This is a genomic window from Enterobacter sp. CRENT-193 (genome assembly GCF_002787395.1).
Classification (GTDB): Bacteria; Pseudomonadota; Gammaproteobacteria; order Enterobacterales; family Enterobacteriaceae; genus Enterobacter; species Enterobacter hormaechei_C.
Window position 1 is genome coordinate 3,217,288 of record NZ_CP024812.1, and the last position, 24,825, is coordinate 3,242,112.

Annotated in this window: 25 protein-coding genes and 1 pseudogene; 8 read left to right on the forward strand and 18 right to left on the reverse strand. The window is 56.6% G+C overall.

The window, feature by feature from the left end:
- Positions 1–7: 7 nt before the first annotated feature.
- The gene (gene fdxH / locus CU081_RS16070) at positions 8–892 is read left to right on the forward strand and encodes a formate dehydrogenase subunit beta (RefSeq protein WP_003857048.1); all 885 of its coding nucleotides are present in this window, start codon (positions 8–10) and stop codon (positions 890–892) included.
- On the forward strand, positions 885–1,541 hold the full coding sequence (gene fdnI / locus CU081_RS16075; RefSeq protein ID WP_003857050.1) for a formate dehydrogenase-N subunit gamma: 657 nt from the start codon (positions 885–887) through the stop codon (positions 1,539–1,541). Before fdxH ends, fdnI begins: the two co-directional genes overlap by 8 nt.
- A gap of 59 nt (positions 1,542–1,600) precedes the next feature.
- Here the strand turns inward: fdnI and ppk2 are convergent, their stop codons facing one another.
- Positions 1,601–2,419 carry a polyphosphate kinase 2 gene (gene ppk2, locus CU081_RS16080; RefSeq protein ID WP_003857052.1) on the reverse strand — a complete coding sequence of 273 codons (819 nt, stop codon included), beginning with the start codon at positions 2,417–2,419 and terminating at the stop codon, positions 1,601–1,603.
- Between the two features lie 161 nt (positions 2,420–2,580).
- On the opposite strand from ppk2, the gene araJ reads away from it, so the two are divergent.
- Positions 2,581–3,756, forward strand: coding sequence for an MFS transporter AraJ (gene araJ, locus CU081_RS16085; RefSeq protein WP_003857053.1), 1,176 nt, complete (start codon positions 2,581–2,583; stop codon positions 3,754–3,756).
- Positions 3,757–3,795: 39 nt separating this feature from the next.
- Here the strand turns inward: araJ and CU081_RS16090 are convergent, their stop codons facing one another.
- A complete protein-coding gene (locus tag CU081_RS16090; protein ID WP_003857054.1) occupies positions 3,796–4,998 on the reverse strand; it encodes an NAD(P)/FAD-dependent oxidoreductase in 1,203 nt (400 codons plus the stop codon).
- Between the two features lie 130 nt (positions 4,999–5,128).
- On the opposite strand from CU081_RS16090, the gene CU081_RS16095 reads away from it, so the two are divergent.
- Positions 5,129–5,638 (forward strand): RrF2 family transcriptional regulator, encoded by a 510-nt coding sequence (locus tag CU081_RS16095; RefSeq protein ID WP_015570482.1) that lies wholly within the window; start codon positions 5,129–5,131, stop codon positions 5,636–5,638.
- Between the two features lie 38 nt (positions 5,639–5,676).
- On the opposite strand, the gene adhP is transcribed toward CU081_RS16095, so the two are convergent.
- The 7 genes from adhP to CU081_RS16130 form a co-directional block, all read right to left on the reverse strand.
- Positions 5,677–6,687, reverse strand: coding sequence for an alcohol dehydrogenase AdhP (gene adhP / locus CU081_RS16100; RefSeq protein WP_003857056.1), 1,011 nt, complete (start codon positions 6,685–6,687; stop codon positions 5,677–5,679).
- A gap of 206 nt (positions 6,688–6,893) precedes the next feature.
- Positions 6,894–8,603 carry an ABC-F family ATP-binding cassette domain-containing protein gene (locus tag CU081_RS16105; RefSeq protein WP_003857057.1) on the reverse strand — a complete coding sequence of 570 codons (1,710 nt, stop codon included), beginning with the start codon at positions 8,601–8,603 and terminating at the stop codon, positions 6,894–6,896.
- Between the two features lie 386 nt (positions 8,604–8,989).
- Positions 8,990–10,687, reverse strand: coding sequence for an NAD-dependent malic enzyme (locus tag CU081_RS16110; protein ID WP_003857058.1), 1,698 nt, complete (start codon positions 10,685–10,687; stop codon positions 8,990–8,992).
- Positions 10,688–10,863: 176 nt separating this feature from the next.
- Positions 10,864–11,001, reverse strand: a complete 138-nt coding sequence (sra, locus tag CU081_RS16115) for a stationary-phase-induced ribosome-associated protein (protein ID WP_003857059.1) — start codon at positions 10,999–11,001, stop codon at positions 10,864–10,866.
- 95 nt (positions 11,002–11,096) lie between these two features.
- Positions 11,097–11,312, reverse strand: a complete 216-nt coding sequence (bdm, locus tag CU081_RS16120) for a biofilm-dependent modulation protein (protein WP_003857061.1) — start codon at positions 11,310–11,312, stop codon at positions 11,097–11,099.
- A gap of 141 nt (positions 11,313–11,453) precedes the next feature.
- Positions 11,454–11,975 (reverse strand): VOC family protein, encoded by a 522-nt coding sequence (locus tag CU081_RS16125; protein WP_003857065.1) that lies wholly within the window; start codon positions 11,973–11,975, stop codon positions 11,454–11,456.
- A 51-nt stretch (positions 11,976–12,026) separates the two neighbouring features.
- On the reverse strand, positions 12,027–12,878 hold the full coding sequence (locus CU081_RS16130) for a Vmh family MBL fold metallo-hydrolase (protein ID WP_022651225.1): 852 nt from the start codon (positions 12,876–12,878) through the stop codon (positions 12,027–12,029).
- A gap of 111 nt (positions 12,879–12,989) precedes the next feature.
- Here CU081_RS16130 and CU081_RS16135 point away from each other — a divergent pair, with 111 nt between their 5' ends.
- Together CU081_RS16135 and CU081_RS16140 are read left to right on the forward strand one after the other, a co-directional pair.
- Positions 12,990–13,877 (forward strand): LysR family transcriptional regulator, encoded by an 888-nt coding sequence (locus CU081_RS16135; RefSeq protein ID WP_003857067.1) that lies wholly within the window; start codon positions 12,990–12,992, stop codon positions 13,875–13,877.
- 69 nt (positions 13,878–13,946) lie between these two features.
- On the forward strand, positions 13,947–14,375 hold the full coding sequence (locus CU081_RS16140; protein ID WP_003857069.1) for an OsmC family protein: 429 nt from the start codon (positions 13,947–13,949) through the stop codon (positions 14,373–14,375).
- Positions 14,376–14,398: 23 nt separating this feature from the next.
- Here the strand turns inward: CU081_RS16140 and CU081_RS16145 are convergent, their stop codons facing one another.
- Complete coding sequence (locus tag CU081_RS16145) at positions 14,399–15,304, reverse strand: LysR family transcriptional regulator (RefSeq protein ID WP_003857071.1); 906 nt, start codon at positions 15,302–15,304, stop codon at positions 14,399–14,401.
- A 137-nt stretch (positions 15,305–15,441) separates the two neighbouring features.
- On the opposite strand from CU081_RS16145, the gene CU081_RS16150 reads away from it, so the two are divergent.
- Positions 15,442–16,191 carry an SDR family oxidoreductase gene (locus CU081_RS16150; RefSeq protein ID WP_003857073.1) on the forward strand — a complete coding sequence of 250 codons (750 nt, stop codon included), beginning with the start codon at positions 15,442–15,444 and terminating at the stop codon, positions 16,189–16,191.
- Here the strand turns inward: CU081_RS16150 and CU081_RS26870 are convergent.
- The 8 genes and pseudogenes from CU081_RS26870 to CU081_RS16185 all read right to left on the reverse strand — a co-directional run bounded on the left by CU081_RS26870 (position 16,145) and on the right by CU081_RS16185 (position 23,016).
- Complete coding sequence (locus CU081_RS26870) at positions 16,145–16,300, reverse strand: DUF4124 domain-containing protein (protein WP_353628926.1); 156 nt, start codon at positions 16,298–16,300, stop codon at positions 16,145–16,147. The two genes, CU081_RS16150 and CU081_RS26870, sit on opposite strands and share 47 nt — an antisense overlap.
- Positions 16,260–17,114 (reverse strand): annotated as a pseudogene (locus CU081_RS16155) (oligopeptide/dipeptide ABC transporter ATP-binding protein); the annotation flags it as partial. The gene CU081_RS26870 and the pseudogene CU081_RS16155, both read right to left, overlap by 41 nt.
- Positions 17,107–18,093, reverse strand: coding sequence for an ABC transporter ATP-binding protein (locus tag CU081_RS16160; RefSeq protein ID WP_022651223.1), 987 nt, complete (start codon positions 18,091–18,093; stop codon positions 17,107–17,109). The pseudogene CU081_RS16155 and the gene CU081_RS16160, both read right to left, overlap by 8 nt.
- A complete protein-coding gene (ddpC, locus tag CU081_RS16165) occupies positions 18,090–18,986 on the reverse strand; it encodes a D,D-dipeptide ABC transporter permease (protein WP_003857076.1) in 897 nt (298 codons plus the stop codon). The genes CU081_RS16160 and ddpC overlap by 4 nt, the downstream gene beginning before the upstream one ends.
- Positions 18,983–20,005: an ABC transporter permease gene (locus CU081_RS16170; RefSeq protein ID WP_022651222.1), complete on the reverse strand. Its 1,023-nt coding sequence runs from the start codon at positions 20,003–20,005 to the stop codon at positions 18,983–18,985. The genes ddpC and CU081_RS16170 overlap by 4 nt, the downstream gene beginning before the upstream one ends.
- Before the next feature lie 23 nt (positions 20,006–20,028).
- Positions 20,029–21,561: an ABC transporter substrate-binding protein gene (locus CU081_RS16175; protein ID WP_022651221.1), complete on the reverse strand. Its 1,533-nt coding sequence runs from the start codon at positions 21,559–21,561 to the stop codon at positions 20,029–20,031.
- 15 nt (positions 21,562–21,576) lie between these two features.
- On the reverse strand, positions 21,577–22,149 hold the full coding sequence (gene ddpX / locus CU081_RS16180) for a D-alanyl-D-alanine dipeptidase (protein WP_003857079.1): 573 nt from the start codon (positions 22,147–22,149) through the stop codon (positions 21,577–21,579).
- A gap of 12 nt (positions 22,150–22,161) precedes the next feature.
- Positions 22,162–23,016, reverse strand: a complete 855-nt coding sequence (locus tag CU081_RS16185) for a MurR/RpiR family transcriptional regulator (RefSeq protein ID WP_022651219.1) — start codon at positions 23,014–23,016, stop codon at positions 22,162–22,164.
- Between the two features lie 267 nt (positions 23,017–23,283).
- On the opposite strand from CU081_RS16185, the gene CU081_RS16190 reads away from it, so the two are divergent.
- The gene (locus CU081_RS16190; RefSeq protein ID WP_022651218.1) at positions 23,284–24,759 is read left to right on the forward strand and encodes an alpha/beta hydrolase; all 1,476 of its coding nucleotides are present in this window, start codon (positions 23,284–23,286) and stop codon (positions 24,757–24,759) included.
- Positions 24,760–24,825 lie beyond the last annotated feature (66 nt).

Here is a 24,825-nt window from a genome sequence, read left to right on the forward strand (position 1 = left end):
CGATTAAATGGCGATGGAAACACAAGACATTATTAAACGCTCCGCGACCAACCCGATAACGCCCGCGCCTCGTGCGCGGGACTACAAGGCAGAAGTCGCCAAGCTGATCGATGTCTCTTCCTGCGTGGGCTGTAAGGCCTGCCAGGTGGCCTGCTCGGAGTGGAACGATATCCGCGACGAGGTGGGGCACTGCGTAGGGGTCTATGACAATCCTGCTGATCTGAGCGCCAAGTCCTGGACGGTGATGCGCTTTAGCGAAACCGACCAGAACGGCAAGCTGGAGTGGCTGATCCGTAAAGACGGCTGTATGCACTGTGAAGATCCGGGCTGCCTGAAGGCATGCCCGTCTGCCGGGGCAATCATTCAGTACGCCAACGGGATCGTCGACTTCCAGCAGGATAACTGCATCGGCTGCGGTTACTGTATTGCGGGTTGTCCGTTTAATATCCCGCGTCTCAATAAAGAGGATAACCGGGTCTATAAATGCACCCTGTGCGTCGATCGCGTCAGCGTCGGCCAGGAGCCTGCCTGCGTGAAGACCTGTCCTACCGGGGCGATCCACTTCGGCACCAAAAAAGAGATGCTGGAAGTGGCGCAGCAGCGGGTGGATAAGCTCAAAGCGCGCGGCTATGACAAGGCCGGGATTTATAACCCGCAGGGCGTGGGCGGCACGCACGTCATGTATGTTCTGCACCACAATGACCAGCCGGAGCTGTATCATAATCTGCCGAAAGATCCGGCGATCGATACATCAATCAACCTGTGGAAAGGGGCGCTTAAACCGCTTTCAGCGGCGGGCTTTATCGCCACCTTTGCCGGGCTGATTTATCACTACATCGGTATCGGGCCGAATAAAGAGGTGGATGACGACGAGGAGGAGCATCATGAGTAAGTCGAAAATGATAGTGCGCACAAAATTTGTCGATCGCGCCTGTCACTGGACGGTAGTCATCTGCTTCTTCCTGGTGGCGGTATCCGGCATATCGTTCTTCTTCCCGACGCTACAGTGGCTCACGGAAACCTTCGGGACACCGCAGATGGGGCGCATTCTGCATCCGTTCTTCGGCGTGCTGATTTTCGTGGTGCTGATGTTTATGTTCGTGCGTTTTGTTCATCACAACATCCCTGACAAGCAGGATATTCCGTGGCTAAAAGGGATTGTTGAGGTTCTGAAAGGCAACGAGCATAAAGTCGCGAAGGTGGGGAAATACAACGCCGGGCAGAAGATGATGTTCTGGACCATCATGAGCATGATTTTTGTGCTGCTGGTGACCGGGGTCATCATCTGGCGTCCGTATTTTGCGCACTATTTCCCGATTCAGGTAGTGCGTTATGCGCTGCTGATCCACGCGACCTCGGCCATTATTCTGATCCACGCCATTCTGATCCATATGTATATGGCCTTCTGGGTGAAAGGATCGATTAAAGGCATGATTGAAGGGAAGGTGAGCCGCCGCTGGGCGCAGAAGCACCATCCGCGCTGGTACCGCGACGTTGAGCGTCTTGAAGCGCAAAAAGAGAGTTCGGAAGGGTTGAAGTAAACCTTGCGCCGTCGGCATTGTCCGGCGGCGCTGCGCTTGTGCTGGCCTGCTTCCCCGTATCAAAATCGCTCTGCAATATACCGGAAGGGATATTTTGTAGGCTTCACTTTGCCGATCTTGCGTTTCGGTAAATCCACTTTGTCTACGTGAATTTCTTTATAGGGGATCTGTGAAAGCAGATGCGAAATAATATTCAGCCGCACCCGTTTTTTATCTTCTGAGCGCGCCACAAACCACGGCGCCCAGGCGGTGTCGGTCGCTTTAAACATCGCGTCACGGGCGAGGGTATATTCATCCCACAGATTAAAAGATTTTATGTCCATTGGAGAAAGCTTCCAGATCTTGCGACCATCATTAATGCGATCGCGCAGGCGGCGTTCCTGCTCTTTTGGCGTTACTTCAAGCCAGTATTTCAACAATATGATCCCGGCATCGACCATCGCTTTTTCCATTACCGGCGTTCCATCAAGAAATTTTTCGGCCTGCTCTTCAGTACAGAAACCCATTACTTTTTCCACCCCCGCGCGGTTGTACCAGCTGCGGTCAAAAATAACGATTTCCCCGGCAGAGGGCAGATGAGGAACGTAACGCTGAAAATAGAGCTGACTTTTCTCTTTATCGGTGGGGGCCGGTAACGCAACAACGCGAAACACCCGGGGGCTGACGCGTTCGGTGATGGCTTTGATGACGCCGCCTTTACCGGCGCCGTCTCGCCCTTCAAAAACAATACAGACTTTTAACCCTTTGGCGACCACCCATTGCTGGAGCTTAACCAGTTCAACATGGAGGCGGCGCAGCTCTTGCTCGTACGTTTTGGTTTTGAGCGGCGCGTTTTTAACGACATCATCAACAACACGGGTTTTCTTCTTACTGACCATGGCGGGTCTCCCTATGGGTCCGGTCGCGGGATCGAGGGCGTACTAAGCGTGTAATCGGCCTGAATGAATGGATTAATGTGTCAGAAAGCTGATTTGAACTGGTTCACCATACAAGTTTAATCAATAATGCACGCTGCGTATTTTTTAACAGTGGTCGCGGTATGAAAAAGACAATTTTTTCGTTAGCACTGGCTACCTTTGGCCTGGGGATGGCTGAATTTGGCATCATGGGCGTGCTGACAGAACTGGCCCATGATACGGGCATTTCGATTCCCTCTGCCGGAAATATGATTTCGTTTTACGCTTTTGGCGTGGTGATCGGCGCGCCGATTGTGGCGCTGTTCTCCAGCAAATTTTCGCTGAAAACAACGCTGCTGTTTCTGGTGGCGATGTGCGTCGTTGGTAACACACTCTTTACCTTCTCTGACTCCTACGTGGGGCTGGCGGCGGGGCGCTTAATCTCTGGTTTTCCGCATGGCGCGATTTTCGGCGTGGGGGCGATAATCCTGTCAAAAATCGCACCGCCGGGTAAAGTGACGGTCGCTGTGGCCGGGATGATTGCCGGGATGACCGTTGCCAACCTGCTTGGCGTGCCACTCGGGACGTGGCTGGGACATGAATTTAACTGGCGTTACACCTTCTTTTTGATTGCGGTCTTTGACGCGCTGGTGATCCTGTCTGTTCTGCTGTGGGTGCCAGACATTCACGACACGACAACCACCCGGCTGACAGAACAATTCCATTTCCTGAAGAAACCGGAACCGTGGTTGATTTTTGCCGCTACGATGTTTGGCAATGCCGGGGTGTTTGCCTGGTTTAGCTTCGTGAAGCCGTTTATGGTCAACGTGTCAGGCTTTTCCGAGGGCGTGATGACCGCGATCATGATGCTGATGGGGCTGGGCATGGTGCTGGGAAATGTCTTCAGCGGCAAGCTGTCGTCGCGCTTTAGCCCGCTGCGCATTGCTGCCACCACCGACCTGGTGATTGTGGCTTCGCTGCTGGCGTTGTTCGCCTTTGGCGAGCTTAAAACAGCTTCACTGGTAATGGGGTTCGTGTGCTGCGCCGGGCTGTTTGCGCTCTCTGCGCCGCTGCAAATACTGCTGCTGCAAAATGCGAAAGGCGGCGAGATGCTGGGGGCCGCAGGCGGACAAATGGCGTTTAACCTCGGCAGCGCAATTGGCGCGTATTTCGGTGGAATGATGATTACGCTCGGCTTTAGCTGGAGTTATGTCACGCTGCCGGCAGCGATCTTATCCTTCTCAGCGATGACCTCTCTGTTGATGTATGGTTATTTATGTGCCAAAAAGCGTCAGGCCAACGCAGGAGCGCTGGCCTGATTCCACATGTTGCCCGCTGGTCGCGGGTGCTGGAGTGGACTACACGAATTTCGCCAGCGGGTCAGCGGCGGCAAAAGCAACCGCTTTGTCTGCTGCTGGCGGGTAAATCAGTTCGTTGGTGATGGCGACTTTGATCTTTTTGCCTTCCTCGCGCACGGATTTAATGCGCTGATCCCAGCCCTCGGTGTATACCGCACCCCAGCTACCCAAATCCAGACAGGTGACGTAGTTCACCTGACGGTAAGGATACGGCTCCACATTTAACAGGCTGGCCGCTGCGTTGTGTCCGGCGAATTTTCCCAACTGGATCGCGTGCTGGCAGGTCATCAGCGCCGTGTTGCCCACATCGTCCGTTTTGGCATGCGCCATATCACCCGTCGCGTAAACCTCCGGATGCGCAGGAACCTGCAATGTGTCGGTGACGATAAGGCGTCCCTGAGTGTCGCGTTCCCCGTCAATTTGCAGGCTGAGGGGGTTAGCTTCTACCCCTGCCGTCCACACTACAGTGGCGCTGGCAATGCGTTCTCCGTTTTTCAGCGTTACGCCGCTGGCATCGATGGCTTCAACTTCACTGTTTAAACGCCATTCAACGCCCAGCGCGCTGCTTGCTTCTTCAATGTTGTTTCTCAGCGCCTCGCTGTAACGCCCGCCAATGGTTGCACCCCTTTCAACTACGATTATTTTAGTCTTTGTATGGGTGCCGAAGCGAGTGCGGAGCCGGGCAGGGAGTTCCGTTGCCAGCTCGATGCCGGTAAAGCCGCCGCCACACACGACCACAGTATTACGCTCCGGGGTGGAGGGGCGCGAAACCAGCGAATCAAGATGTTGCTCGAATAACCTGGCGGAGTCGAGTTGGTCGATATCAAAGGCGTATTCAGCCAGACCGGCAATCGGGGGGCGTTTAGTCTGGCTACCGGTTGCGAGGATCAGACGTTCCCAGACGACTTCAGCAATCACGCCGTTTGAATCGCGATATAAAACGGTTTTAGACGAGGTATCAATACGTTGTGCTTCGCCCGCAATAAAGGTAATGCCCAGCTCAGCAAACAGTTCGGTCAGCGGCGCGACCATCGTCGACACGTTCTCTTCATAGAAGCGTGGGCGAACGCGTAGCTCCGCAACAGGGGCCAGCACGGCAATGCTGAGGCTATTGTTACCCGCCAGAGCAGAAAGGCGCGCGGCGCTGACCGCAGCCCACATACCGGAAAACCCACTACCCACAATTAAAATCTGCTTTTTCATACTCGATCCTTTAGTGCGTCAGGCTGTATGTCTGACATAACTGCCACTATACTTGTCGGAGTTAACTGCGACAACTTCTTTCTGAGTTAAAAATCGTTATAATGCAGCGAACAATGACCCGGAGTGAGCCATGGCGTTTTACAGTTCTGGTGTGGAATATGGCATTCATAGCCTGATGTGTATGGTGGATGCAAAAGGCAATGAACGTGAGATGAGCGTCCGGGAGATGGCGGCCTTGCAGGGCGTGCCCTACGACTATCTTGGAAAAATCTTCACCCGTTTATCACGCGCGGGGCTGGTTATCAGCACCGAAGGCAAAGGGGGAGGCTTCCGGCTGGCGCGTCCGGCCGAGCTGATCAGCGTGCTGGACGTGGCGCACGCCATCGACGGCGAGAAGAATATGTTTGAGTGTCGGGAAGTGCGTCAGCGCCTGGCGGTGTTTGATGAAACGCCACCTGCCTGGGTCTGTGACGGCCCGTGTGGGGTGCGCTCGGTCATGGACAGCGCGCAGCAGCGGATGGAAGAGGAGTTAGGGCGCCATACCATCCTGGATCTGGCACGGAAGATGTATCGAAAAGCGCCTGACACGTTCCAGATCGAAGTTCAGGAGTGGATTTCCGATCGCCGTTCGTCCACGTGAAAAGCCGGGCAGGGAAAACCGCTACCCGGCCGCCGCGGTTAAGAACGTAAATCAATCACCATACGGCCACGGATCTGGCCCTGTTCCATCTCTTTAAAGATGGCGTTGATATCTTCCAGTGGGCGCATCGTGACTTTCGGAATCACCTTACCTTCAGCCGCAAACTGGAAGGCTTCGAGCAGATCCTGACGGGTACCCACCAGAGAGCCCACCACCTGAATCCCATCCAGGACCAGACGTGGAATATCCAGGCTCATCGCTTCCGGCGGCAGGCCAACAGCCACCACGCGGCCTCCGGCGCGAACTGCGTCAACGGCAGAGTTGAAGGCCGCTTTCGCTACTGCCGTCACCACCGCCGCATGCGCACCGCCGGTTTTCTCCTGAATCACTTTTGACGCATCTTCACTGCGGGAGTTCACGGTTAAGTCTGCGCCCATGCTGGCAGCGAGCTTCAGCTGCTCGTCATTCACGTCAATGGCGATAACCTTCGCATTGAAGACATTTTTGGCGTATTGCAGCGCGAGGTTGCCCAGACCGCCCAGGCCATAGATCGCAATCCACTGGCCGGGTTTGATGTCAGAGACTTTTACCGCTTTGTAGGTGGTGACCCCGGCGCAGGTGATACTGCTGGCCGCCGCGGAGTCCAGCCCGTCCGGGACTTTAACCGCGTAATCCGCGGTTACGATGCACTCTTCCGCCATGCCGCCGTCAACGGAGTAACCCGCGTTTTTCACGTCACGGCACAGCGTTTCGTTGCCGGTATTACAATATTCACAGTGGCCACAGCCTTCAAAGAACCACGCCACGCTTGCACGGTCGCCTACTTTTAGCGACGTGACGCCAGGACCAATCTCTTTGACGATACCAATCCCTTCGTGGCCGAGGATCACCCCGGTTTTGTCGCCAAAATCACCATTCTTAACATGGAGATCGGTATGGCACACGCCACAGCACTCCATCTTCAGCAGCGCTTCACCATGTTTAAGCGCGCGTAAGGTTTTCTCTGTAACATTAACCTGATGATCCTGAGTGACAACAGCAGCCTTCATGTGTTTCTCCTTTCATGATGAGTATCTGCATAGCAGGTGTAATACCCATTAAGGATTAATACTTTGACGCTGTAATGCAAGGCAACCGCAACATAATGTCATCATTTAGCTCAGTTTCAGATTAAGAATACGGCGATCCTCTAATAATCAGTAGGGAAAAACACTGACGTAAAAAAGACCCGGCGTAATGGCCGCCGGGTACAGACTTACAGTTGGGCTTCTATCTCCTCAATCTCTTTTCGCCATTGCGCCTGCAACTGCGGTTTTTGATGTTTGGGCTTACGCGCCAAATCTTCTTCCAGCAACGTTTCCAGGGCGACAAGGCGTTCGAGCAGATCGTCTGACGCTGAAGAGGGTGCCTTCAATGCGGCGTTCGATGCCTCAGGTACAACCGGACCGGCGTCCTCACGCAGGCGCTCAAAGACCGCCTCCGCATCGTGCCATTCGCTCAGCCTGCCGTCCTCAATCAGCCAGAAGCGGTTACAGCACTGGCTAATTAACTGACGATCGTGGCTCACCAGCAGCACTCCGCCTTCAAACTGTTGCAGCGTTTCCGCCAGCGCCTCTTTGCCCTCCATATCCAGGTGGTTGGTCGGTTCATCCAGGATCAGCAGGCTATAACGGGCAAGGGTCAGGCCGACGAACAGCAGGCGCGAACGTTCCCCGCCGCTGAGCGTACTGACTTTTTGCCCGTGCCGCGCCCACGAGAAGCCGGCACTGATGAGCGCCATTTTACGGGTTTGCGGATCTGGCGCGAAAGGTTCCAGCGCATCCAGCAGCGCCGTATCGTCTGGCAACTGATGCAGCGTCTGGTCGTAGTAGCCGGGTGAGACGCGCGGATGACGCTTAAGCCGCTCGTCCGAGATCTCGTCGCAAAAATGTCGCCAGATAAGCTTCAGCAGCGACGATTTTCCGCAGCCGTTACGACCCACAATTGCCACGCGATCGCCGCTCTTCAGCCGCGCGCTGACGAGGGTAAACAGGTCTGGCAGACCCGGCGCCGGGGGGACGCCGAGGTCGGTTATTTCCAGCAGGCGGTCGGCCCGAAGCGCGTCCCCGCGCAGGGTTAAGGTCCACGGGCTTCCCGCCGTCAGTTCCGTCTGGTTTTCTTTAAGCCGTTCGACCTGTTTTTCCATCTGCTTAGCCTTGCGGGAGAGATCTTCGTTGTCGTAGACCTTGCCCCAGGTCGCGAGGCGTTTGGCGCTGGCCGTGACGCGGTCGATCTCTTTTTGCTCTGCCTTATGCCGCAGCGCATCGCTTTCGTCTTTCGCCTTCAGCGACTGACGGGCGGCAGTGCAGGGAAGGGCGAAGTAGTGCAATGTTTTATCGCGCAGGATCCAGCTGCCGTTGGTTACCGCGTCCAGCAGTTGCCTGTCGTGTGAAACCAGCACAAAGCTGCCGGACCAGCTCTGTAAAAACTGCTCCAGCCACAGCAGTGTCGGCAGGTCGAGGTGGTTGCTCGGTTCGTCCAGAAGCAGCAGATCCGGATCGCTTATCAACGCCCGCGCCAGCAGCAACCGCGTATGCTGACCGCCGCTCAGCGTGGCGGATTGCAGCGCCGTTTCCTGCGTCGTAAAGCCCATTCCGGCCAGCAGCGTCTCGGCCTTCCAGCGAAGACTGTCGCGCTCACCGGTCGGCAGCTGCGCCAGCACCGCATCCAGCATGGTCAGGGGATAAAGGGTCTCCGGCAGATGTTGTTCCACGCGCGCCAGCAGGCAATGTCCCGCCAGTGAAACGGTTCCGGCAGCAGGGGACTGCGTCCCGTCGAGGATTTTCAGCAGCGTACTTTTTCCGCAGCCGTTATCACCCAGCAGGCCAATGCGGTCGCCTTTTTTCAACGTAAAGGAGAGAGAGTCGAAGAGCGTGCCAAACGCGGTATCAACACGTAAAGAATGTGCAGTGAGTAGAGTGCTCATTGTTGCTTACCCAGGAGTTACAGGCATGTTTATGCCTCGTCAAACATCGCTGACGATAACTCAGTAAGCCCGAGAGAAGGGATTTCAGGGGTTAGTGTCTTCGCTCAAGCGGAAGTTATCGCAGCACGATACCGATAACGCTTGAGCTGGTGCGATCACCAAATGTATGTGAAACATTGAAAATTTCACAGTACAGCATAATTGGCCTCCTTATATATTCAGTAGGTTAATGGATGAAGGGAGTGTAGCGGGGGAAAATGGGTTTGGCTAGTGGGAAGTGCCGTATATTCCCCTCACCCTAACCCTCTCCCCAAAGGGGCGAGGGGACTGTCCGGTGCGGTTTTACCCTCTCCCCTTTGGGGAGAGGGCTGGGTGAGGGGCGATGCTTAAATCGAAGTACGACGATAGCTACGGTATTCCGGCATCCAGAAATTATCATCAATCGCCTGCTGCAACGCATCGGCAGAGGTTTTCACCGCGACGCCTTGCTGCTGCGCCATTTTGCCTACCGCGAAGGCAATTGCGCGGGACACTTTATGAATGTCTTTCAGCTCCGGCAGTACCAGGCCTTCACCGTTATTCACCAGTGGTGAGTGACCTGCCAGCGTTTCGCTCGCGGACATCAGCATTTCGTCGGTGATGCGGGACGCGCCGGAAGCGATCACTCCCAGACCAATACCCGGGAAGATATAGGAGTTATTGCACTGCGCAATGGGGTAGAGCTTGTCCTTCCACACCACCGGATCGAACGGACTGCCGGTCGCGACCAGCGCATTGCCTTCGGTCCAGGCGATGATATCCTGCGGCGTCGCCTCCACGCGTGAGGTCGGGTTCGATAGCGGCATCACGATAGGGCGTTCGCAGTGCTTATGCATCTCGCGAATGATCTCCTCCGTGAAGAGGCCGGTCTGCCCGGATACGCCGATCAGAATATCCGGTTTCACGTTGCGCACCACATCAAGAAGCGAGAGCACCTCGTTATCCGTATCCCAGTTTTTCAGGTTCTCGCGCTTCTGCACCAGTTTGGTCTGGAACGGGAGCAGGTTTGGCATACCGTCGGTCAGCAGGCCAAAACGGTCCACCATAAAGACGCGGGAGCGGGCGAGCTCTTCGCTTAAGCCTTCGCGCTGGGTCTGGGCAATAATTTGCTCGGCGATGCCGCAGCCCGCGGAGCCTGCACCCAGGAAGACAATTTTCTGATAGCTGAGCTGGCTGCCTGCCGCACGGCTCGCAGCAATCAGCGTACCGACGGTCACTGCCGCAGTGCCCTGAATGTCATCGTTGAACGAGCAGATCTCATCGCGGTAGCGGTTCAGCAGCGGCATGGCGTTTTTCTGTGCGAAGTCTTCGAACTGCAACAGCACGTCCGGCCAGCGGTGCTTCACGGCCTGGATGAAATCATCCACAAACTGATAGTACTCGTCGTCGGTAATGCGCGGGTGACGCCACCCCATGTACAGCGGATCGTTCAGCAGTTGCTGGTTGTTGGTCCCCACGTCCAGGACCACCGGCAGGGTGTAGGCCGGGCTGATCCCGCCGCAGGCGGTGTACAGCGAGAGCTTACCGATGGGAATACCCATCCCGCCAATGCCCTGGTCGCCAAGGCCCAGAATACGTTCGCCATCGGTTACCACGATCACCTTGATGTTGTGGTTCGGCACGTTTTGCAGAATGTCATCCATGTTGTGACGGTTCTGATAAGAGATGAACACGCCGCGGGAACGACGGTAGATCTCCGAGAAGCGTTCACATGCCGCGCCGACGGTTGGGGTGTAAATGACGGGCATCATCTCTTCGAGATGGTTCTGCACCAGGCGGTAGAAGAGGGTTTCGTTGGTGTCCTGGATATTACGCAGGTAGATGTGCTTATCGATTTCGGTTTTAAAACCCTGATACTGGATCCAGGCGCGTTCCGCCTGTTCTTCAATGGTTTCAACCACTTCAGGCAGCAGGCCCAGCAGGTTAAAGCTGCTGCGCTCTTCCATGCTAAAGGCGCTGCCTTTGTTCAGAAGGGGAAACTCCAGTAAAACCGGACCGGCGTAAGGAATATAAAGGGAACGATGTTTTTTCAGTTTGTTGTCCATGTCACTCACTCTTTTTAAGAAGATCCGTCCCTGACACTGCTGTTTGTCATCTTTCTGGCCTGTGCTACGGGGTGCGGTCGGTTGGTATTATAAAGGAGCTGAATATTAATTACCGCAACACATAAACAAAAACACCATCGGGATTACCGATGGTGTTGTGAATATCGTGCCGGAACTTACTTGCCGGAAGGGCGTTTTCTGCCGGTAGCGTGGGTAACCTGCGTTTCGCTACCCTCCTCAATAACCACTTTACGCTTGTTAGAGAGCTTGTAGTTCAGTCCCAGAATGTGGCGTGCCTGACGGTTCGATTTCATTTTAACTCCTCAATCCCGTTGATAGTTTTAAGGACAAGTTTGCTCACGCAAACGAAATGTAACCCCTTAGGTTGCTGATCCAGCTTAGCAGGTTTTTACAAAGGTGCATTTTGCCCGCTGACCACATAGTTGATGGTTTGCTGGTAGATGTCACTGAGGATGTCATTGTCTGTGGCTTCCACCCACTTGGTCAGTTCCATCAAAATGTCATCTTCGGTAACAACACCGTGCTCTGCCTGAAGACCCTGCGCAATCGCGTTAACGAGTTCGGGTTGTGCTGCTGTGGTATGTGCCGGGTAATAAGTAAACATGCTGCCTCCGTGTCGTTGTCTGTTTAATGTTACGGCGTGCAAAATCGTAATTCACATTCAGATTGGCAAATATTTTCGTCGTTGTGGTTCAGATTCGTCCTGGAAATAAAAATATCATCTCTCCTGGCACACAAATAAAATTCAGGGTTTCCAGCGGCGTAAATTTGTCGTTTTTTCATAAGGCATGGGCGTCGGCCAGGAGATCAATTCCACAATACTGCCCCAGGGGGTCTGTCCATAGCAGAAAGCATTCCCTTCACCTTGCTCATCCGGAAACGTGAGCGGCTTTGGCGCGGTAAACATCTCCCCGCCGGCAGCGGTGAAAGCGGCTATCGCCTTATCAAAATCATCAACATAAACAGCAAAATGCTGGAGGCCAAAGTCGCTGGCGCGGGCGGGCATTCCCTGTTCAGGGCCATGCATTTCGAAAAGTTCAATGCCGGGTCCATGGGGCATAACAAGCATGCGAATGGCGTGAATTTTTGTGCCGGGAAATAATTTTAAGGTGTGCTGCTGGGCGGCCTGATCAATATTATCGGTTTCCGCATCGACAGAATGATATAAAACCTGTGCGCCGAAAGCGCGTTCAAAAAATAGGGTGGCTTTTTCAATGTCGGGCACCGTAATACCGATATGGTCGATGCCCCTTACTGACGATGGCATAGTAAACTCCTGCTATAAAAAATTTAAATATAGCAGGAGATAATCAGGATATTACCACTTCATTTCGCCGGTATTCACTTTGGCACTCAATTCCAGCGAACTGGCTTCCGCCAGATTCGGCCACTGTTTTTTCATCGTGCTAATGACGCCGGTTGACGCTTTATGTGTCATGAGGGCCTGTTCAAACTGATGTAGATAGCGACGGGTAAAGTCGATAGCGCCGGTACCCGCTGGCGGTGTCCCAAGGTAGTGGCCCGGAATAACGTGTTCGGGCTTAAGGGCTGCCATGCTATCCAGCGTCTGCTGCCACTGTTTGCGGCTTTCCGGCGTTTGGGTATCCGCCGTCCAGACGTGAATACCCCACGAGACGCCCGTGCCGCCGAGGATGGTTTTTGCGGATGGGATCCAGACGTACGCCGCATAGCTCTCAGGCTCTTCAATATTCACTCTTTCACCATCAATCATAAAGGTGGTTGAGGCAAGCACTTGCGGCACGTAGAGCTGTGACGGCGCGCCGTCTTTCATCTGTGGCCCCCAGAAGGCGAGCTTCGCGTCTTTTGTGGCCCTGATATGGTCCACCACCTGTTGCGTGGCGACAACTTTGGCATTAGGGAAGGCTTTCACCAGCGGTTGCAGGCCGAAATAGAAATCCGGATCGCCGGAGGTGATCACGATTTTGTTCAGCGTTTTACCGCTGTGGCGAATTTTTTCTACCAGCGCTTCGCCATCCTTCACGCTGAACTGCGCGTCAAACAGCACTGCCTCTTTCGGCCCAGATACCATGGTGGATGAGACGGCAAAAATGCCTTTTTCCTGCGGGTTGTACGTATCAACGGTCAACGGCGCGGCAAAGACGGCCGGAGTGAAAAGGGTTGTCAGCAAAGCAAGGCGGGCGATAGTCATGGTCATGTCTCTGTTCTTCAGGAAAGTCTCTATTGTACGGATCTCTTCATTTGCCAGAATTCCTGAAACAGGAGATGCTTAGTTTCATAAATCGAGCAAATGGAGGTCAAAATGGATCGCGTTATTGCCGCCCAGGTGTACAACCGCATCTGTGAGCTGGGGAGTTTAAGCGCGGCGGCGCGGGCGCTGGGGATCTCCCGTCCGATGGTGAGCCGTTATCTGGAGCAAATGGAGAAGTGGGCCGGGGCGCGGCTGGTGAACCGCTCCACCCGCAAGCTGACGCTGACGGCGGCGGGGGAGAAGGTCCTGCAAAAGACCCGCACGCTCTCGCAAATTTCTCAGGAAATTGAAGATCAGTCAGTGAAGGATTTACCCTCAGGCACGCTTCGTGTCGCCTGCGCGCACTTTACGGCGATGCATATTATCGTTCCGGTGCTGCCCGATCTGTTGCAGCGTTACCCTCAGCTGCGCATTGAGCTGGATGTTAACAATCATCCGGTAAGTCTGGTGGGCGAGCGAATTGACGTGGCGATCCGCATCACCGATAACCCTGAACCGGGCATGATCGCCCGCCGACTGGGAGAGTGTCGGTCCGTACTTTGCGCCTCGCCGCACTACCTTGCCAGTCGGGGCGTTCCAGTGCAGCTGGAGGATTTATCCCGGCACAACTGCCTGCATTACAGCTTTTTTGCCGGTCAGTCGTGGCGTTTTTTGACGCCAGAAGGGGAGTCGGTCACGACGGCGGTCAGCGGCAATCTCAGCGCCAGTATCTCGTCATTGCTGATGGAGGCGGCGATAAACCACTGTGGTATTGCCATGCTGCCCGAGCGCGAGGCCGACGCGGCGCTACGGCAGGGCAGCCTGGTGCCGGTGCTCGGCGCCTTTACGCCAAAACCGATCGGTATTTTTGGTATTTATCAGTCGCGAGACTATCAGCCTGCGGCGCAGCGTGTGTTCCTGGATGCACTTGCAAACCACCTTGCCACGCGCTCGGACTAGTCTGTCTTCCCTGCAAAATGGATTATGCGTCCTATACTTATCCCTTTGTAAGCCAAAAGGAGAGCAAGAATGACGATTCATAAGCACGGTTCAGCACACTGGTCTGGCGACATCAAACGCGGCAAAGGGACGGTCTCAACAGAGAGTGGCGTCCTTAACCAGCAACCTTACGGCTTTAACACCCGCTTCGAGGGCGAAAAAGGGACTAACCCGGAAGAGCTGATTGGCGCAGCGCACGCGGCCTGTTTCTCTATGGCCCTGTCTCTAATGCTGGGCGAAGCGGGTTATACTGCCGATTCCATCGATACCACGGCGGATGTCTCGCTGGATAAAACCGACAGCGGTTTTGCCATCAGCAAAGTGGCGCTACAAAGCAAGGTGACGGTACCGGGTATCGATCCGCAGCAGTTCGACGGCATTATTCAGAAAGCGAAGGCGGGTTGTCCGGTATCGCAGCTGTTGAAAGCCGAAATCACGCTGGATTACAAACTGAACTGATATCAGGCCGGGCAAATGCCCGGCTAACCTTTCACTGCCGCAGGGAAAACCTCGGCAAGCCACGCAATAAACACTCTCAGGCGATGCGTTAAATGCCGACTCTGGGGATAGACCACGTGAAAAGGATACGCCTTAGGACGCCAGTCGCTCAGGATCTCTACCAGCGCGCCCGTTTCCAGATGCGCTCTCGCAGCATAGCCAAACGTCTGAATAATCCCTAAACCCGCCAGCGCCGCGGCCAGATGTGCGTTGCTTTCATTGACCCCAAGGTGGTGCGGAACGCTGATCTCCAGGGGCTCACCCCGGTCAAGGAAGCGGAACGGAAATGCGCGTCCGGTAACCGGGGAAAGGTAGCTAATCAGCTTATGGCCGTTGCGCAGCTCCTGCGGATAGGCAGGGATGCCGTGAGCTTTAAGATAGCCCGGCGCCGCGCAGGCGATCATCCCGGCATCACCGATATGCCGCGCGATAAGCGAAGAGTCATCCAGCGGGCCGCCGCGGATCACGCAGTCCACGTTTCCGCTGATTAAATCTACCGGACGATCGGCTACCCCCAGGTTAATGCGCAGATCCGGGTAGCGCTGAAAAAAATCCGGCAGCAGGGGGATCAGCACGTCCCGGGCGGTTGAGCCCCCCACGTCAATACGCAAATGGCCTTTGGGCGTGCAGCACGATGCGCGAAAGGCGGTATCAATGTCCTCTATATCAATTAATACCCGTAGCGCTTTCTCGTAGTATTCCATGCCTTCTGCCGTCGTGACCACCCGGCGCGTCGTGCGATGCAGCAGCCGTGTTTCCAGGTGCGCTTCAAGTGATTTTACCAGCTTGCTCAGCGTGGCTATCGGCATGTTCAGGGAGTCTGACGCTCGGGTAAAGCTTCCGGATTCAACCACCCGCGTAAAGGCACGCATTGCCATTAGCTGATCCACATAGATCTCCTCTGATTATTTCCTGCTGTGAAAATTCATTTTCATTTTTGCCCGTTTATCGCTAATCCCGCAAGGTCTAAAGTCTGCCTGACGCGGGCAAACGCTCCTCTTTTACATCACAACAAAAGGTTATGAGTATGAATACAACGCTTGCAGGAAAAATCGCTCTGGTGACCGGTGGCAGCACCGGTATCGGTCTCGCAACGGCACAGGAGCTGGCGGCGCAGGGAGCGAAGGTCTATATCACCGGACGTCGTCAGGCCGAACTGGATGCTGCCCGGGCAGACATTGGCGCCGCGGCGGTAGCTATCCGCGCGGACGTCTCCAGAATGGCCGATCTGGATGCGGTTTACGCGCAGATTGCTAAAGAAGAAGGACGACTCGATATTCTGTTCGCCAACGCCGGGGGCGGCGACATGCTGCCGCTGGGCGCTATCACCGAAGAGCAGTTTGACCGGATTTTTGCCACCAACGTGCGCGGCGTGCTGTTCACCGTCCAGAAAGCGCTGCCGCTGCTCTCATCTGGTTCATCCATTATCCTCACCGGATCGACGGTTTCGATTAAGGGGACGGCGAATTTTAGCGTCTACAGCGCCAGTAAAGCCGCCGTGCGTAACTTTGCCCGCTCCTGGGCGCTGGACTTACAGGGCCGCGGGATACGCGTCAACGTCGTCAGCCCTGGCCCCGTGAAAACGCCCGGTCTTGGCGATCTGGTTCCCGAAGAACAGCGTCAGGGATTATACGATGCGCTGGCGGCCCAGGTACCGCTGGGTCGCCTGGGCGCGCCGGGCGAAGTCGGGAAAGCCGTGGCGTTTCTGGCGTCCGATGCCGCCAGCTTTATTAACGCCACGGAGCTGTTTGTCGATGGCGGGATGGCGCAAATCTAGCGGTTACGCCAGCAGCGTACGCTTCGGCCTTCGGCTGCGGGCTGAAGCGGCTGCGGCCGTTCACATCCCTGCATCGCCAGCGGGCAGCGGTCGCGGAAGTAGCAGCCATCGGGCAGGTGGCGATTACCGGGAAGATCGGTTTTGCGTAATGCCAGATCTTCGTCCAGCGGTTCTCCGGTACGGGGAACGGAGTCAAGCAGCAGCTGCGTATACGGATGCCGCGGCTGACTCAGCACCTGGTCCGCCGGACCCAGCTCCACGATCTGCCCCAGATACATCACTGCCACCCGGTCGCTCATGTGCCGGACCACCGAGACGTTGTGCGAGATCAGTACGTAGGTCAGATTTCGCTGCTGTTGCAGGGCAACCAGCAAATTGAGGATCTGCGCCTGGACAGAAATATCCAGCGCGCTGGTGGGTTCATCCAGCACGATGATGTCCGGATCTGAAGAGAGCGCCCGGGCGATAGCGATGCGCTGGCGCTGTCCGCCCGAAAACGCATGCGGCAGGCGGTCAAGATATTCTGCTCGAATGCCCACCTGCTGCGCCAGCGTCTCAGCCAGCTGACGACGCTCCCGTTCGCTGCGGCGTTGCTGTATCCACACCGGCTCGGTGATGATGCGCCAGACGGGTAAACGCGGATCGAGGGACGAGAGCGGGTCCTGAAATACCATCTGCATACCGCCTGCCGCATTTGCGCGCTGACAGGCACCTGTACTCGGTTTGAGCATGCCCATCAGCAGTTGCGCCAGCGTGCTCTTTCCACAGCCGGATTCCCCCACAACGCCCAGCGTTTCGCCGCGATGGATCCGGAGATCCATGCCGTTGAGGGCGTGTACCTGCTCCGTCACGCGCCCCAGCCAGTTTTTGCGCGCAGGAAAATTCACATGCACGCTATCCAGTTCCAGCAGTACCTCAGACATGGCGTCTCTCCTGTTGTGGGTACCAGCAGGCAGCCTGTTGGCCTTCTGCGCCCGTGGAAATTAAGCGCGGCGTTTCGCTGCATTTCGCCCCGGCAGCAAAACAGCGTTCGCGAAAGGCACATCCGCGCGGGAGGTGGCTGAGGTTAGGTACCGTGCCGGGAATGGCCGGGAGGATCTCGCGCGGTTCACCATTTTCCGGGGCACACCGCAGCAGGCCAATCGAATAGGGGTGTACAGGATGGTGGATCAAAGTCTGCGTGCTGCCGCTTTCGATCACGCTGCCCGCGTACATAACGTACATCCGGTCACAAAGCTGAGACACCACCGCCATATCGTGACTGATAAACAGCACCGACGTCCCGCTGGCGCGCGCTTTGTGTTTCAGTAGCCGCAGCACCTGACGCTGAACGGTCACGTCCAGCGCGGTGGTCGGCTCATCGGCAATGATCAGCTCCGGCTCGCAGGAGAAGGCAAGGGCGATCATCACCCGCTGACGCATGCCGCCGGAAAGCTCAAACGGATAGCGATCCATCACCTGTGCCGCATCCGGGATTTGCATCTCGCCCAGTAGGGCGATCGCCTTCTGCTGCGCGTCGCGGCGGGAAAGCGACTGATGCTGGCGGATCACCTCCACCATTTGTCTGCCAATCCGGCGCGTAGGGTTAAGCGCCGTCATCGGCTCCTGAAAAATCATCGCCACCCTGGCGCCGCGCCACTGACGAAGCTGTTTTTCCGACGCGTTCAGGACATCTTCCCCGAGCAGGGTGACCCGGCCATGGTGAACATGGTAACTGCCTTCCGGCAGCAAGCGCATCGCCAGCATCGCGGTGACCGATTTTCCCGAGCCGGATTCGCCCACCACGCCGACAATTTCACCCCGGCCAATCTCCAGCGAGACGTGGTTGAGCGCGTGGACGTCACCGCGAAAAATGGGGAAGCTCAGATGCAAATCTTCAATCGATAATACGGAATCACTCATGACTGCTTCCCTCCTGATTTGGGATCCAGCAGGTCGCGAAGACCATCGCCAAACAGATTAAACCCAACCGCCGTGATCAGAATTGCCGCCCCCGGAAACGCGCAGTACCACCACTGGTCAAGCACGTAGTTACGCCCCACGGCCACCATCGCGCCCCATTCGGCGGTCGGCTGCTGCGCGCCTAATCCAATAAAGCCCAGCGTGGCGGCCATCAGAATGGCGCTGCCGATATCCAGCGACGCCTGTACGATCAGCGGCGGAAGGGCGTTACGCAGGATATGCCAGCTGATCAGGTGCCAGCGCGATGCGCCAAAGGTGCGGGCGGCCTGCACGTAGGTGAACTGGCGCACCAACAGCGTTTGCCCGCGTGCCAGCCGCACGTAAAACGGAATGCGTACAATCGCAATCGCCAGCATCGCGTTAAACAGGCTTGGGCCGAGCGCGGCGGCCAGCGCCATCGTCAACACCAGCGAGGGGATGGAGAGCATAATGTCCATGATACGCATAATGATGGCGTCGCCGCGTCCGCCGAGTACGCCGGACAAACAGCCGAGCAGAGAACCGATGCCGCCCGCAATCACCACCACCGCCAGCCCCGCCGTGATGGACTGCTGGCTGCCCACCAGCACGCGGCTGAACAGATCACGGCCCACCTCATCGGTGCCAAACCAGTGCTGGGCTGAAGGCGCCTGCAATCGCGCGGTCAGATCCAGCGCGTTCGGATCGTGCGGGACTATCCACGGCGAGACCATCATCATCAACAGCATCACGATCATAATCACCCCGCCGATCAGCGTGAGCGGGCTTTTGCGTAACATCCAGAATAGCTTTGCCCAGTTAATGCGCTGTTTAGCGGTGCTGACAGGGACGGGCGTTTCCTGAGTTAACATCATTCGGCACCTCCGCGCCCGATTCGCGGGTCGATCCACAGATACAGCAGATCCACCACCAGATTGACGAAGACATAGGCCAGCGATACCACGACCGCGAAGCCCATGACGGCAGGGAAGTCCAGCGCCTGAATGGAGGTCACCACCCAGGCTCCCATTCCCGGCCAGGCAAACACGGTTTCGGTAAGGACTGCCCCGTACAGCAGATCGCCCAGCGCCAGCCCGAGCACGGTAATGGAGGGGATCATGGCGTTGGGTAAGGCGTAGCGCAGCACGATGTACCACCCCGGCAACCCGCTCGCGCGGGCGGTACGAATATAATCCTCGCTCAGTTGCTCCAGCATCGCGGAACGTACCTGACGCGCCACAATACCCAGATGCACAAAGGCCAGGGTCAGGGAGGGGAGAATCAGGTGCTGTAGGGCGTTGAAAAACACCTCGCCGTTGCCTTCCAGCAGAGCGTCCAGCAGATAAAAACCGGTAACGTGGGCGGGCGGATCGAGCCAGTCGTCCAGCCTGCCGCCGCCGGGCAGAATTTGCAGTTGCCCGTAGAACAGAACGATAACTCCCAGTCCCAGCCAGAAGGCAGGCGTCGAGATGCCGGTCATCGCCATCAGTCGCACCAGGTGATCCAGCCAGCGGTTACGGTACACCGCCGATAAAATGCCCAGCGGCACGCCAATCACCAGGGCCAGCAGCAAAGAGCAGAAGGCCAGTTCCAGCGTGGCGGGGAAAAAGGCTTTCAAATCTTCCGCAACGGGGCGACCGGTGCGAATGGATGTGCCCAGATCGCCATGCGCCAGCGCCTCTACATAGCGGCCAAACTGAATATAGAGCGGTTGATCCAGCCCCAGCTGCTGGCGGATGCCCTGCACGATTTCATCGCTGGCGCGGTCACCGGCCAGCAGGCGGGCCGGATCGCCGGGGATCAGGTGTGAAATAATAAAAGTAATAATACAGACACCGGCCAACACCAGGATTAACCCCCAGCAGCGCTGGCGCACAATGCTCCAGAACGTCATACACTTCCCCCCGGCGTGGGCCGTTACTTACTCATGGTGGCGATGTTAAAGACCTGCTCAAGCATCGGATTAAAGGTGAAGCCTTTGACCTCTTTGTTCATCGCCAGCTGATAGTTCTTCTGGAACAGATAAACGTAAGCCGCCTCGTCAATCACCACTTTCTGCGCCTGCTGGTAATCTTTGGTGCGCTCCGCCTGATCGGTGGTTTTCAGTGCCGCCTGCAACAGCGCATCGACCTCTTTGTTCTCATAGAATGAGCGGTTACCCGGCAGCCCTTTTTTGTCCGATTCGAACCAGTAGTTCATGAACATGTACGGGTCAGCGAAGTCCGGGCTCCAGTTACCAATCGCAATGTCATAATCACCTTTGCCGACGCGGTCGCGCATGGTGGCGTTCGCCAGTTTCTCGAGCTTGACGTTAATCCCCAGCTTGCCCAGGCTCGCCTGCGTGGAGAGGGCGATAGGCTCCCAGTTCGGGTCGTTATCGGAGTAGAGGAACGTCAGGCTGGCCGGTTTATCGTTGACTTTCTCCAGCGCCGCTTTGGCTTTGGCCTCGTCAAAGCTGTACTGCATGGCGTTCGCATCAAAGCCCCACATGCCCTCCGGGATCGGGCCGCGCATCTGCTTGCCGTTCCCGCTGAGAATGCCTTTCACCATCCCCTGATAATCGGTCGCCCAGGAGACCGCGCGGCGCAAATCCACCTGATTCATCGGAGGCTTACTGTTGTTCAGATAGAGGTAGGTCACCCGCAGGGACGGGTATTCCGCCACGGCCACTTTGCCTTCCTGCTTCAGAGCGGCAAGCTGATCCACCGGCAGGGCGTCGGCGATATCCAGATCGCCACGGGAAAGTTGCAGGCGACGCGAGGCGCTTTCACCGATAATCTTGACCGAGACACGCTTGAAGTGCGGCTTTTCACCCGGCCAGTGTGGGTTGGGCACCATCACCAGCTGCTGACCTTTCCGCCAGCTTTTCAGCATAAACGGTCCGGAACCCGCGGTGTTTTGCGCCAGGAAACCGCGTGCGTCGTCGGCGGCATTGGCTTTCAGCACCGCCGGGTTGACGATCGACGCGCCGTCATTGGCCAGCGTGTAGAGGAACGGGGCGAACGGCTGGCTGAGGGTGAATTTCACCGTATGCTCATCCACCGCGTCCACTTTCAAATCTTTCGGGAACGCTTCGGAAGGTCCCTGGTTAATTTTCAGCAGACGTTCAAACGACAGCTTGACCGCTTCGGCGGTCACCGGCGTGCCGTCGGAGAATTTTGCATTATCTGCCAGGGTGAACGTCCACTCTTTCTGGTCGTCAGACGCCTTCCAGCCCGTCGACAGATCGCCTTCCACCTCCGTGGTGCCAGGCTTGTATTTCACCAGACGCTGGTACGAGGGGTAGGTCACCGTCCAGTCGTTGTTATCGATAGTGACCGCCGGATCCAGCGTTTGCGGATCGGCAGCTTTCCCAATCACCAGCATATCTTTTGGCACCGCCGCCAGCGCGAGAGGGGCGCTCAGGGTGAGCGTAGCGGCAATCAGGGTTGTAAGCAGCGTTGTTTTCATGGCGGGGCTCCAGAATTACAGTGAGTGTGTGGTCGGATAACAGGCGAACTGGTCATCTAACAGCGGGTAGCTGGCGGCATTCGGCAGTTCGAAATGCCACCATTCGCTGCTGATGCCCACAAAACCGCCGCCGTACATAACGGCGTTCAGGAGCAGACGATTTCGCTGCGCCTCAGGCGGAACGGAAGGGTGCCAGGCATGAGAACGGTCGTGCATTTCGTCAAACCCGGCGCCCATATCCAGCACGTTGTCGTGTTCATCCATCAGCGTGACGTCAATGGCGGTGCCCCGGCTGTGGTTAGAGCCAATTGCGACATCCACCACGTATTCCGGATTGGGGCAGGCATCCCAGAGTTGCGACTGCGCCTGCTGGGGGCGGTAGGCGTCGTAAACCACCAGCTTCAGACCGGCCAGCGCGGCGATGCCGATCGCTTTCGCCAGCGCGGTGGCGGCATCCGTATGCAACAGGCACGCAGCGTGCTGGTAGATCGGGCGGCCAGTGATGTTATCGGCGGTCGCGTATTTCAGATCGATATGCAGCGTGGGAAAGGTTTTCGCCACATCAATCAGTTGACTCTCTTCAGGCATAGCTCCGCTCCTTTAGCGTTCAAATTGACCAAACTCTTGTTGTAGTTGTCGGTTGATTGCCAGACGTTCCGGCAGCGCATCCCCCAGCGCCTCCACAACGCCCGACAGCAGCAGGTTGAACAGACAGCTCACCGGCGCCAGCGAATCCCAGAAATGGCCGGTATCGGTCTTCACCTGGAGTAAATCAATCGGGTAATCCCGCGCCCACGGGCACCAGATATCGGTGATCAGCGCCATCGCCAGGCCTTTTTCGCTCGCCACGCGGCAGTACTGGCGGGCAATGGCGGAGTAGGCGCGGGTATCCGTCAGCACGATATACGGGTTCGCAAAGCCGGAGTTAAGCGACTCCACCCAGCTACCGGAGAGCCCTTCTGAATAGCTCACCCGCGGGCGCAGATACTCCAGATGGCTGAAGAACGCATTGGCGATCCCGCGCGTGGACTGGATCCCCAGCACGAAAACGGCGTCGGCATGGGTAAGTTGCTGGACCACCTGCCTGAACGTTTCGCTTTGCGCCAACTGGTAGACATGGGCAATGGCGTCCACCTCCAGCGACAGGGAGTTCTGAAGGCGATCCGACAGCGGCTGTTGCTGCTTCCAGGAGTCGAGACGCTCGTTAATGCCCCAGGGCTGGTGGGGATCGCGCAGGCTTTTTTTGGCGTCGTCCAGGTTGCGGTAGCCCAGCTTGCGCAGAAAGCGTCCGACGGTGATCCCGCTGGTGGCCGTGGCCAGCGCCACGCTCTCTGCCGTTTCAAAGGGGATCTGCCCGACGTGCGCCAGCATCCAGCTTGCCACCCGCTTTTCGCTTGGGGTGAGCTGGCTAAAGGTCGCTTCGATACGGCTCAACACCTCAGGTTTGGTCGTCATACCGCCTCGCTGTTAACTGGCTGTCAAAGGCCGGGTTTCTGTTACCGGATTAACAATGCAGGACGCGTGCCATGTTCACATTGCGGCGAAAACGCGCTGTGCAGCAAAGTTAATGCAATATTTGTTTAACAGGTGATCAACTTTTGTGCAGCGTAGTTCACTTTTGGTGCAGTGTGCAGGCTGAAGGGTATCTATTTGGTGAATACGTCAGCCTCTTCACATTTTTTGGTAAGATGAAAGCTCTGGGGAAAAAAGAGGGAGCCTTACATGGCGAATTTGCCCTGGCGGGTCAGCGTGCGCCTGATGGCTCTCGCAAAAAAAATAGCGATGGTCATCGGGATCATTGTGCTCGTTCTGCTTTCGGTGCGGGTTTATCTTTCGCAGCAGGGGCCAGCCCTGCATCACTGGCACACCTGGCGGGCTGATGAAATGTCTGTGCAGGAGATGGATAACGCGACCTTCGCAGCGTATGTCGCGCGGGAAAACGCCATCTTCACCGCTCTCGACGCTGAGGTGACGGCGAAAGTCACCCCCGCAGAGCGCACGCCGCTGAACCGTTATTACCGCCAGAGCCTGGTGTGGCCAGGACACTTTTCCCCGGATGCAAACCGGTCGTTCGTGCTGATGCCTGCCGGAAAGCCGCGCGGGGGGGTGGTATTGCTGCACGGTCTGACGGATTCGCCCTACAGCGTCAGGCATCTGGCAGAGAATTATCAACAGCACGGCTTTGTGGCCGTAGTGCCTCGTTTGCCCGGACACGGCACGGCACCGGGCGCGCTGACAGACGTTGACTGGGAGGCGTGGCTGGCGGCAACGCGCCTCGCGGTTCGTGAAGCGACACGCCTGACGGGGAACGATCTCCCCCTGCATCTGGTGGGCTACTCCAACGGCGGGGCGCTGGCGATGAAATATGCCCTCGACGCCCTTGATGCGCCTGCACTGCGTCAACCTGAGCAGATCGTTTTGCTCTCACCGATGATTGGCGTCACGGCGTTTGCGCGCTTTGCCGGATTCGCCGGGCTACCGGCTATGTTACCGGCGTTTGCCAAAGCCGCGTGGCTCAACATTTCGCCAGAATATAATCCTTATAAATACAATTCGTTCCCGGTGAATGCGGCACGTCAGTCCTGGCTGCTTACCCAGGCGCTGCATGAGCAGATAAATCGCGGTGTTCATGATCACAAACTGGCGCAGCTTCCGCCGATACTTGCTTTCCAGTCGGTCATGGATTCAACGGTCAGTACCCGCGCCGTGGTCAGCGGGCTGTTTGACCAGCTTCCGGCAAACGGCAGCGAACTGGTGGTTTTTGATATCAACCAGGCCGGGAGTTTCCGTCCACTGTTCAGGCCATCATCCTGGACGGCGGTGGCTGACCTGCTGCCGGAGGCAAAAAGACGTTACAGTGTCACAATTGTGACCAATGCCAGCCCCGACAGGTTTGATATGGTGGCAAAGACAACGCCAGCGGGCAGCACCCGGGAAACGGTGATGCCGCTGTCGGTCGCGTATCCGCAGGAGGTTTATTCCCTGTCACATGTTGCTATTCCGTTCCCGCCTGATGACGATCTGTATGGCCGCCATCCTGCGGTGAAAAACCGCTACGGTATCAGCCTCGGGACGATAGCCCTGTGGGGAGAAACATCGGTTCTGAGCGTCGGCAAAGATGCGCTGATGCGCGTGACGTCGAATCCGTTCTACGACTATATGCAGACGCGGATCGACAGCCGTATCGGTGATAATTAAGCCCAACGTGGAATAGATTAGGTCACACCGGGGAACTGTGTTAAACAGTACCGTTCAGGCGTATAC

Bases quoted from the DNA above. Each gene is read 5' to 3' on its own strand.
- CU081_RS16090 (WP_003857054.1), bottom strand. From the start codon at position 4,998: ATGAAAAAGCAGATTTTAATTGTGGGTAGTGGGTTTTCCGGTATGTGG.
- CU081_RS16170 (WP_022651222.1), bottom strand. From the start codon at position 20,005: ATGACGTTCTGGAGCATTGTGCGCCAGCGCTGCTGGGGGTTAATCCTG.
- ddpC (WP_003857076.1), bottom strand. From the start codon at position 18,986: ATGATGTTAACTCAGGAAACGCCCGTCCCTGTCAGCACCGCTAAACAG.
- CU081_RS16175 (WP_022651221.1), bottom strand. From the start codon at position 21,561: ATGAAAACAACGCTGCTTACAACCCTGATTGCCGCTACGCTCACCCTG.
- CU081_RS16095 (WP_015570482.1), top strand. From the start codon at position 5,129: ATGGCGTTTTACAGTTCTGGTGTGGAATATGGCATTCATAGCCTGATG.
- sra (WP_003857059.1), bottom strand. From the start codon at position 11,001: ATGAAATCGAACCGTCAGGCACGCCACATTCTGGGACTGAACTACAAG.
- CU081_RS16125 (WP_003857065.1), bottom strand. From the start codon at position 11,975: ATGCCATCGTCAGTAAGGGGCATCGACCATATCGGTATTACGGTGCCC.
- araJ (WP_003857053.1), top strand. From the start codon at position 2,581: ATGAAAAAGACAATTTTTTCGTTAGCACTGGCTACCTTTGGCCTGGGG.
- CU081_RS16110 (WP_003857058.1), bottom strand. From the start codon at position 10,687: ATGGACAACAAACTGAAAAAACATCGTTCCCTTTATATTCCTTACGCC.
- fdxH (WP_003857048.1), top strand. From the start codon at position 8: ATGGCGATGGAAACACAAGACATTATTAAACGCTCCGCGACCAACCCG.
- CU081_RS26870 (WP_353628926.1), bottom strand. From the start codon at position 16,300: ATGGCTGCTACTTCCGCGACCGCTGCCCGCTGGCGATGCAGGGATGTG.
- CU081_RS16190 (WP_022651218.1), top strand. From the start codon at position 23,284: ATGGCGAATTTGCCCTGGCGGGTCAGCGTGCGCCTGATGGCTCTCGCA.
- ppk2 (WP_003857052.1), bottom strand. From the start codon at position 2,419: ATGGTCAGTAAGAAGAAAACCCGTGTTGTTGATGATGTCGTTAAAAAC.
- CU081_RS16160 (WP_022651223.1), bottom strand. From the start codon at position 18,093: ATGAGTGATTCCGTATTATCGATTGAAGATTTGCATCTGAGCTTCCCC.
- ddpX (WP_003857079.1), bottom strand. From the start codon at position 22,149: ATGCCTGAAGAGAGTCAACTGATTGATGTGGCGAAAACCTTTCCCACG.
- CU081_RS16105 (WP_003857057.1), bottom strand. From the start codon at position 8,603: ATGAGCACTCTACTCACTGCACATTCTTTACGTGTTGATACCGCGTTT.
- CU081_RS16185 (WP_022651219.1), bottom strand. From the start codon at position 23,016: ATGACGACCAAACCTGAGGTGTTGAGCCGTATCGAAGCGACCTTTAGC.
- CU081_RS16135 (WP_003857067.1), top strand. From the start codon at position 12,990: ATGGATCGCGTTATTGCCGCCCAGGTGTACAACCGCATCTGTGAGCTG.
- adhP (WP_003857056.1), bottom strand. From the start codon at position 6,687: ATGAAGGCTGCTGTTGTCACTCAGGATCATCAGGTTAATGTTACAGAG.
- CU081_RS16130 (WP_022651225.1), bottom strand. From the start codon at position 12,878: ATGACTATCGCCCGCCTTGCTTTGCTGACAACCCTTTTCACTCCGGCC.
- fdnI (WP_003857050.1), top strand. From the start codon at position 885: ATGAGTAAGTCGAAAATGATAGTGCGCACAAAATTTGTCGATCGCGCC.
- CU081_RS16140 (WP_003857069.1), top strand. From the start codon at position 13,947: ATGACGATTCATAAGCACGGTTCAGCACACTGGTCTGGCGACATCAAA.
- CU081_RS16150 (WP_003857073.1), top strand. From the start codon at position 15,442: ATGAATACAACGCTTGCAGGAAAAATCGCTCTGGTGACCGGTGGCAGC.
- bdm (WP_003857061.1), bottom strand. From the start codon at position 11,312: ATGTTTACTTATTACCCGGCACATACCACAGCAGCACAACCCGAACTC.